The organism is Luteibacter sp. P4_E6 (genome assembly GCF_056401535.1).
The window spans coordinates 1-7,719 of record NZ_JBFUJE010000170.1; the positions used below are offsets into that span (position 1 = coordinate 1).

A 7,719-nucleotide genomic window follows, 5' to 3' on the forward strand; every position below is an offset into this window, starting at 1 on the left:
GTGCGTACCACTCGTAAGCGTTGGTCTTCAGGTTCACCTCGTAGCCCAGGCCGGTGATCGCGCCCTTGGGGTCGCTGCTCGGGATGTAATCGGCATAAGGACGCTCGAAACCGACCTGCCAGATGTCGATCACGATCAGGTGATCGATCCCGTACTGAGTGCCAAGAGATGAGAAATCCCGCTTCGCCAAGTCGTCGCCCTTGGCTTGCGCCTTCGGGAGTTTTGCGACGTTGATGTCCTGGTCGATGACAACCACGGTCAAACCTTTCTTGCGCAGCAGTTCGGCGACCTTCTGCTTCAGCGCAGGCAGATCCTCCTTCGGCAACGTGTGGGTGTAACCGGTCAAGGTCGAATTTGCGATCGACGCAGCTGCCAGGCAGAGCAGGCAGCCCGCCCCGGGCAGGGACGTATCGACCTTGGGCAGTGCGGTCATCGCCACGCCGATTTTCTCTGGCTGCGCCGTGACCACCGGTGCGGTGAAGGCGATGGCGCGTTGCGGCTTGCCTGCGCAGCCGGTCAGCGTGGCGGCGACGACAAGCACCGCCGCGATAAGACGTACGTTCATTCCCTGCTCCCCTGTCACTGTTGACGTCAGCTAGCCCACCGCGTGACGTACCTCACGGCACGGCGGTCAGCTGATCCAATTCGAGTTCCCCTGTCACTTCGCGCCCGGTCTGGGCCGGGGCGGCGGTATTTCAGCATGGCCGCCTTGGCGGCGTCTGTAGTCCTTCCCCTACATTGGAGGGCCGGCTTCCAAGGAAGCCTTTCCGGGCTCATACCTTCCGATAGCGATGAGCGATCTCTCCAGGACAACGTTGTGGGAATACCGGCATGAGTCAGCAGCCGTGCGTACGGAAGAAGACGACGATCTGGACCATGCGGACAGACATCACCAGATAGGCAAGGCCCATGGCGAACTGGAGCAGGATGTGCCACCGGAATCGACGCAGCTTCTGCAGGCCATCGAAGAAATTGACCGCAATGAGCACGATGCCTAGGAACACGACGATGCAACTAAGCAGCACCGGATTGACGAAGAGATGCAGCGCGGCATCTGCGTCGCTTCGCTTCGCGGTGTCCAGGCCAGCCGTGACGACAAGAGTCGCGACCAGAAGATTCCGGAAGTGATCGAAGATCGCTCGCGCTCCGCCACGCTCGAACAGCACTTGCGTGGCGGAGTTCAAGCGCGAGATCACTGCAGATTGTCGCTGTCCAGGCGCGTCCTGAGGCGCTTACCCGCGGCATCCAGGACTTTCCCGATATCCGCCCACGTGAGGTTCTCTTTTTCGACGTCCTGTCCGGCCAGGGGATCGATGACCACGGCAAGACGCTTGCCGGAGGCGTCCAGAAGCTCTGCCTCCAACGTGGCAGACGCGATGTTGAGGTTGGGTCCGGCGGTCGCCGCGTTCTTCGCCGCGCCGATGACGAAGCCGACGGGCGTATAGCCGAGAAGGCCGCGCTTCTTTTTCTCCGCAACCACATTGGTAACGGCAAGGCGCAGTCGGAGAACGTTCGGGCCGTCCGCGTCGACCACGGGATACTTCGGCTCGAGGTTCTTGATCAGCGCCTTGCGCAGGTTCTCCGTCACGGCGGACAGCTCGTTCGGATCGATGCCCTGGTAGGTGGAGTCCTTCGAGTACCAGACGAGGATCGGGTCGATCTGGACCTTGGTCAAGCCCTTGAGGCTTGCTCCTGGCGCCATGTAGATGAAGGATCCTTCGTGCTTGGGGTCGGGCTGCAGCGTTGGGTAGGAGTCAAGGAATCCGCTCTGCGGAGGCGGCGCGGCTGCCGTCGCAACGGTGAGTATGAGCAAGCCGGCAATAAGGCAAAGAGCACGACGCATGGAAAGCTCCTCTAAGCCGCGCCAGGGACGAGCTTCGAACCCCGCGTCACAGCCCGGTTCACGGCGCCGTTGTGGCTCCGACTAACGAGCAGCTTAGGCCCACCGATCCCGCTACGAGCCGGTACTACTACCTAGAATCCACCCCGTAAGAGTTCGGCCGAACCGCCGTTCCTGTACGATAACGATTCTCACTACGAATGGCCTCGCACCATGGTCCCCCGCGTTATCCGGTGGTTTGCTGGACTAACCCTCTTTCTCGCCCTCTCGACGACGTGCCTGGCCGCCGAACCCTACGCAGCCGACGCGCAAACGGCCTGGCGTTTGCTCGATTACATCGCCGTCGACTATGCCGGCGCGGTCAATCATGGAGCCGTATCCAGCCCCGCTGAATACGCCGAGCAGCAAGAATTTGCCTCCACCGTCTCGGCACACATCGCGGCCCTGCCGGAGAAAGCCGGCAAAGCCGGGCTGGTCGACCAGGCAGCCGCCCTCAGGGCAGCCATCGCGTCTAAAGCGGATCCAAAAGATGTCGCGGATGCCTCGCACAAGCTGGCAGCCGCCCTTTTAGCCGCCTATCCCGTGCCCCTGGCGCCGGCTCGCGTGCCCGACTTCGCGCATGGCGCGCAGCTGTTCCAGCAGAACTGCGTGGCGTGTCATGGCGCCACGGGCAATGGCGACGGCCCCGCTGCGAAGGCGCTGGCGACGCCACCCATCGCCTTCACCGACCAGGATCGCGCACGCGAGCGCAGCGTATTTTCCCTGTACCAGATCGTCACGCAAGGCGTCGACGGCACGCCCATGCCTAGCTTCGCCAGTCTCTCCGATGACGACCGTTGGTCGCTGGCCCTGTATGTCGGCCACTTTGCCGTTCCCGATCAGGTCGCCGCGGCCGGTGAAGGTCTCTGGCAGCACGACGCTACGCTGCGCAAGGAAGTCCCCGACCTCACCTCCCTCGTGACCACCACACCCTCGGCGCTTGGCAAGCGCATCGGCCAACAGCAAGCCGATGAAATCATGGGCTACCTCCGTCGCCACCCCGACGTGCTCGCACCGAAAGTTTCGGCGTCGTCGCTGACCGTGGTGCGCGAGAAGCTCAAGGCGAGCGTCGTAGCCTACCGCGCGGGTGACAAGTCGGGCGCGAGCACACTGGCACTGTCGGCTTACCTGGATGGCTTCGAGCCCGTCGAACCTTTGTTGGGCAGCCGCGACAGCACGCTGCTCGAGCACATCGAAGGCTCGATGGGCGAATACCGCGCGGCGATCGAGCACGGCGCGAGCGCCGACGACGTCGCGAACCGCGAACAGGTCCTGAGCACGCTGCTGGACGATGCCGAAGCCGCCATTTCACCCAATGCCAGTGGCAAGCTTTCGACCTTCATTGGTGCGGCGACCATTCTTCTGCGCGAAGGCCTCGAAGCGCTGCTCATCGTCGTGGCGATGATCGCGTTCCTGCGCAAGGCCGAGCGCATGGAAGTCATGCCGTATGTCCACGCTGGCTGGACGGGCGCGCTCGCGGCCGGCTTCCTTACCTGGGTCGCCGCGACGTGGCTGATCGGCATCAGTGGCGCGAGCCGCGAACTGACGGAAGGTTTTGGTTCGGTATTCGCCGCGGTGGTGCTCCTGTCTATCGGCATTTGGATGCACGGGAAATCCCAGGCCGGACAATGGCAGCGCTATATCAAGGAACGCATGGCCACGGCGCTGTCGGGCCGCTCGGCATGGTTCCTGTTCGGTCTCGCCTTTATCGTGGTGTATCGCGAGGTGTTCGAGACGATCCTCTTCTACGCCGCGCTCTGGACGCCCGGCAGCGGTGCCGCACTCCTGGCCGGCGCCGCCACGGCCTGTGTCGCGCTCGCGATCATCGCCTGGGCGCTGCTGCGATACAGCCGCATGCTTCCGATCGGCAAGTTCTTCGCCTATAGCTCGTGGTTGATGGCGATACTTACCGTGGTGCTCGCGGGCAAGGGTATCGCTGCGCTGCAGGAGGCAGGCATTGTCGGTATCCGACCGCTCGGTGGCGTGCCACGCATCGAGCTGATCGGACTGTTTCCGACGGTTCAGACGGTCGCGGCCCAGGTGCTTATGATCGTGGCCGTGGTTGGCGGTTTCTGGGCAAATCACCGGAAGGCACTCAAAGAGGCCTCCCGATAGATCCCTTACGCCACGGGCTGTTTCACCGGGAGTACGGACGCGCCGTAGTACTGATCGATCAGCTGCTGCCTTGAGATAGGCATGGCTATGAAATCCGCGCCGTCCCGTGCTGCAGGTGGAAGAAAGAGGATCATGGCGCCCCCACCCCGCGTCTCGAACACCTCCAGCATCACGATGAACGCGCGCAGGGAGGCCCTGGGGAGGCCTCTGACACCCCACGTGCGCGGATCCAGCTGGCCCTCGCGCATGATGCGGTCCGCGTGACTCTTGCAGTACATGAGCGGAATGTTGCGCTGATGCGTCTCAGGATGTTCCGACGCGTAGTAGCTTCCGGTGGCGATCCCGTCGCGCAACTCCATGATGGTCCAGAAGGGCTCGCCTGTGCCCGTCTCATCGGGTAGCGCCGCGGCCGCCAGGCGTTTGGCGAAGAGCGTGTCAATCGACGGCAGATCGGCGGGACTCAGCAGCTCGATGCCGTACTGTTTGGCGAGGGTGTCCACGCCCGGCAGGTACCCGCCGCGGGAAACCACCAAGCCCATGGTGTTTCCGACGTCGGCGAGTTTGAATCCGAATTCGCCGACAAGGCCCCTGTCGACAGGATGCTTTGGGTCGCTGCACTCGATGGCCACCTTGTAACGGACACCCGCTCGTTCGAATTCGTAATAGATATCGAAATGGTGGAACGCCTGAGAGCGGCCCTTGATCCTCGCGTTCTGCGTTACCAGGACCCCTTCACCTTTCAGGTTCAGAAGCAGCTTGTAGACGAAACGAACCTCGTCTTCGAACCCCCGCGAGTCTTCCAATGTCTTCCCCTGAATCTGGCTGATGGATATATGGACCCAGACAGGCTTATACGTCGGTCAAGGCGGTTCGGCAATGCTTGCGGGACTCGCCGATCAGAGCTAGCACCGGCCTGGAAGTCTCAGCGCTTGAGATGCTCCCCGTGAATCAGGTTCTCGTTGGCGTAAATGCGCAACGTATTGCTCTTTTCGGTTTCCAGGGGTTCGTCGTCGGACTGGTAGCTAGCGAGTCCCGTATAGCCTTGTTCGTAGCTAATCTCGTAATAGCCCGACGACAAAGCGTAGTCAGCACTTAGCGAAACCTCATTGGAAAGTGTCTGCCCTGGGTCGATCCGCGTGTAAAACTGCTGCCTGGCCTCCGGAAGCATGCGAATGGATCTCCCCACGAACCTTGCCGACGCGCCGTCAGTGCCTTTGACAGCGAAGATGTTGTTCAGAAGGTGACCATCCATCTGCTCCAAAGGGGTGAAGGGTCGAGGTAACAGCAGCGCCGTGTCGCCGTGATTGGTTATGTCCACTTTGATGAAGGCCGTCTCGGCCTTAGCCTGCGACAGAATTTGGCTGAGATGAACCTCAAGCGGCGCCTCTTTCGCGCTCGCCATGCCGGCCATAAGGCTCAAAGCCATCACCGCTATCTTTTCTTTAAATCCACGCATTGCGCTGCTCCTTTCGTTCACTTGTCGTCCGTTGCGAGCCGACAATGATTGCCTCTGGCGTTTCCATGGGGTGCACAAAACGGGCAAAGATCAGAGACGCTCAGCGTTTCCTGGCGACTCCCAGCACGCGCGCGCATGCGCCTGCGCCGTGCACTGGATGCCCATGTGCATCAGCGCACCAATTGCCTCTAAGCCGTGCGAAACGCGTCCGCAGTCCAGCGTGTCGGCTTCATGGATGAAGTCGGAAAGTAGCCTTGTGAGGCTACGGGCGTACTGAAGCCACTCGGTCGCCTCATTCATCAGGTCGTGKGARGTSGCTTCCGGRTCGATSTGATAGTGGAACCCGGGATGGGTGTCTGGTCTTTTCAATGAAGCCATGACGCTCTCCTTGCTCGCCGCGCTGTCCCGCATCCAAGGTGCGGCACGCCGTGCACTGCCCGGCGTGCCGCGGATCAAACGGATKCGCGGGTTCATCGGCTGYCCGTGTCCGGRCGYCGTGCGGCTTGAGTTGACGAAGTGTGTTGCGGAGGCAGCCGCGCCYGTTCTCRGGTCACACGGCGACGCGCCGTGYTGCTCGGCCGAGAAAAAACTCAGGWTTACGGCTGCCGCCGCGGTTCTTCAACCGTGTCTGCGTGGACTGCAGAGCGCCCGGTGACCGATGGGAATGTCGYCGRGGGGRTYCGGCGGGCGAGCGGGTACCGTATTATCAGTGGTAGCCATATCAACTGGTTCCTAGTTGGTTTTGGTTAGCGGGTCAGGGGTGGTGAGACACCCTTGGCCCGCGCTTCTCACCGCATAGAGCGATGGTTGCCTGCGAGGCTTCGACAGCGACGACGCAGGCAACGGAAACGACCGTACCAAATCAACTTGAAGTTGTCTGTAGTCGCATCACAAACGATGCTCCTTCATCGCTATCAGCTTCAGGAAGTCGTGGCCGGCGGTTCCCAGAGTTCGACCTTGTTGCCCTCGGGATCCATGACCCAGCCAAATTTTCCGTACTCGGAGTCGTCCGCCTTTTCCAGCACGTGACAGCCCTCGTCGCGTAGCGCCTGGAGCAAGGCATCAAGATCCGCCACGCGGTAATTGACCATGAAGGTCGAGGTACTTGGCGCGAACTGATCGCCACCTGCCTTGCCTATCGACCAGGCGGTGGTTCCCTTCACCGGATTGCCAGCTTCGTCGACCCAGTCGAACGCCGCACCGCCCCAGGACTGGACGTCGATACCGAGATGTTTCTTGTACCAGGCCTGCAATGCCGCCGGGTCGCGCGCGTGGAAGAAAATTCCGCCGATACCTGTCACTCGTTTCATCTGAGCCTCCGCGATGTAGATATCACAACAGCTTTCGATAGACGATAAAGCCGGACTTCTCCGCGACCTTGTCGTAGAGGAACATGGCCGTCTCGTTCGACTCATGCGTTTGCCAGTACACGCGCCCCGCCCGAAGCGCCGTGGCGCGTGCGTAGACCTCGTCGATCAAGGCGCGGGCCACGCCCTTGCCTCTGGCACGCTCCGCCGTGAAGACATCCTGGAGGTAACAGTTCGGCTGCAGTTGCGTGGTGCTTCGATGCAGGAGGAAATGCGCCAGTCCAACCAGCCTGTCATCGTGTTCGGCGACGATGGCGTGCATCGGTTCGTAGCCGTCGAAGAAACGGAACCAGGTCGCCGCCGTGATTTCCTCGGGTAAGGCGGTTTCGCCGACACGGCCGTAAAACGCGTTATAGCCATCCCATAGTTCCTTCCACGCCGGGAAGTCCTCCGGCAAAGCGGGACGGATAGTCAGCGAATCGCGTATGGGATCGGAGGGTTCCATCGGTCGTTTCCGTGTCGGTGTTAGCTAGCGCTCTCGGCGATCTTGCGCAACTGACGCTCGAACTCTTCAGGCGGCTGGCCTCCCGAGATCAGGTACTGGTCGTTGATGATGACAGCCGGCACGCCGGTAATGCCGCGACTCTGCCAGAGCGCTTCATCCCGACGGACTTCCTCGGCGTAACGATCGGACTCCAGCACCGCGCGAGCTTCGGTCTGGTCCAGGCCCACCTTGCCGGCCGCCGCGACGAGGGCGTCATGGTTGCCCGGGTCGGTCTGGTCGGTGAAGTTCACGATGAACAACTGGCGCTTGAGCGCGTGCTGCTTTCCCTGCGACAACGCCCACGCCAGCAGGCGATGCGCGTCGAAGGTGTTGTAGATGCGGGTCGAGTCCGAGGTGTTCATGGTGAAACCGAGCGCCGCCGCGCGCGCCTTGATGCGCTCACGGTTGACACGTGCCT

Annotated in this window: 9 protein-coding genes; 1 reads left to right on the forward strand and 8 read right to left on the reverse strand. The window is 61.8% G+C overall.

Going from position 1 to position 7,719, the window contains the following annotated elements; genetic code table 11:
• The 3 genes from AC1DT2_RS11770 to AC1DT2_RS11780 form a co-directional block, all read right to left on the reverse strand.
• A partial coding sequence (locus AC1DT2_RS11770; RefSeq protein ID WP_477296363.1) for a hypothetical protein occupies positions 1-565 on the reverse strand: 565 nt, incomplete at its 3' end.
• Between the two features lie 271 nt (positions 566-836).
• The gene (locus AC1DT2_RS11775) at positions 837-1,184 is read right to left on the reverse strand and encodes a hypothetical protein (protein ID WP_477296364.1); all 348 of its coding nucleotides are present in this window, start codon (positions 1,182-1,184) and stop codon (positions 837-839) included.
• 8 nt (positions 1,185-1,192) lie between these two features.
• Positions 1,193-1,843, reverse strand: a complete 651-nt coding sequence (locus tag AC1DT2_RS11780; RefSeq protein WP_477296365.1) for a DUF3313 domain-containing protein — start codon at positions 1,841-1,843, stop codon at positions 1,193-1,195.
• A gap of 210 nt (positions 1,844-2,053) precedes the next feature.
• Here AC1DT2_RS11780 and AC1DT2_RS11785 point away from each other — a divergent pair, with 210 nt between their 5' ends.
• Complete coding sequence (locus AC1DT2_RS11785; RefSeq protein ID WP_477296366.1) at positions 2,054-3,994, forward strand: FTR1 family protein; 1,941 nt, start codon at positions 2,054-2,056, stop codon at positions 3,992-3,994.
• Between the two features lie 5 nt (positions 3,995-3,999).
• Here the strand turns inward: AC1DT2_RS11785 and AC1DT2_RS11790 are convergent, their stop codons facing one another.
• From AC1DT2_RS11790 to AC1DT2_RS11810, 5 genes are all read right to left on the reverse strand, one after another.
• Positions 4,000-4,797, reverse strand: coding sequence for a hypothetical protein (locus AC1DT2_RS11790; protein ID WP_477296367.1), 798 nt, complete (start codon positions 4,795-4,797; stop codon positions 4,000-4,002).
• 119 nt (positions 4,798-4,916) lie between these two features.
• Positions 4,917-5,450 (reverse strand): hypothetical protein, encoded by a 534-nt coding sequence (locus tag AC1DT2_RS11795; protein ID WP_477296368.1) that lies wholly within the window; start codon positions 5,448-5,450, stop codon positions 4,917-4,919.
• A gap of 920 nt (positions 5,451-6,370) precedes the next feature.
• Complete coding sequence (locus AC1DT2_RS11800; RefSeq protein ID WP_477296370.1) at positions 6,371-6,760, reverse strand: VOC family protein; 390 nt, start codon at positions 6,758-6,760, stop codon at positions 6,371-6,373.
• A 22-nt stretch (positions 6,761-6,782) separates the two neighbouring features.
• Positions 6,783-7,262: an N-acetyltransferase family protein gene (locus AC1DT2_RS11805; protein WP_477296371.1), complete on the reverse strand. Its 480-nt coding sequence runs from the start codon at positions 7,260-7,262 to the stop codon at positions 6,783-6,785.
• A 20-nt stretch (positions 7,263-7,282) separates the two neighbouring features.
• Positions 7,283-7,719: DsbA family oxidoreductase (locus AC1DT2_RS11810; protein WP_477296372.1), on the reverse strand; the 437-nt coding region annotated here is incomplete at its 5' end.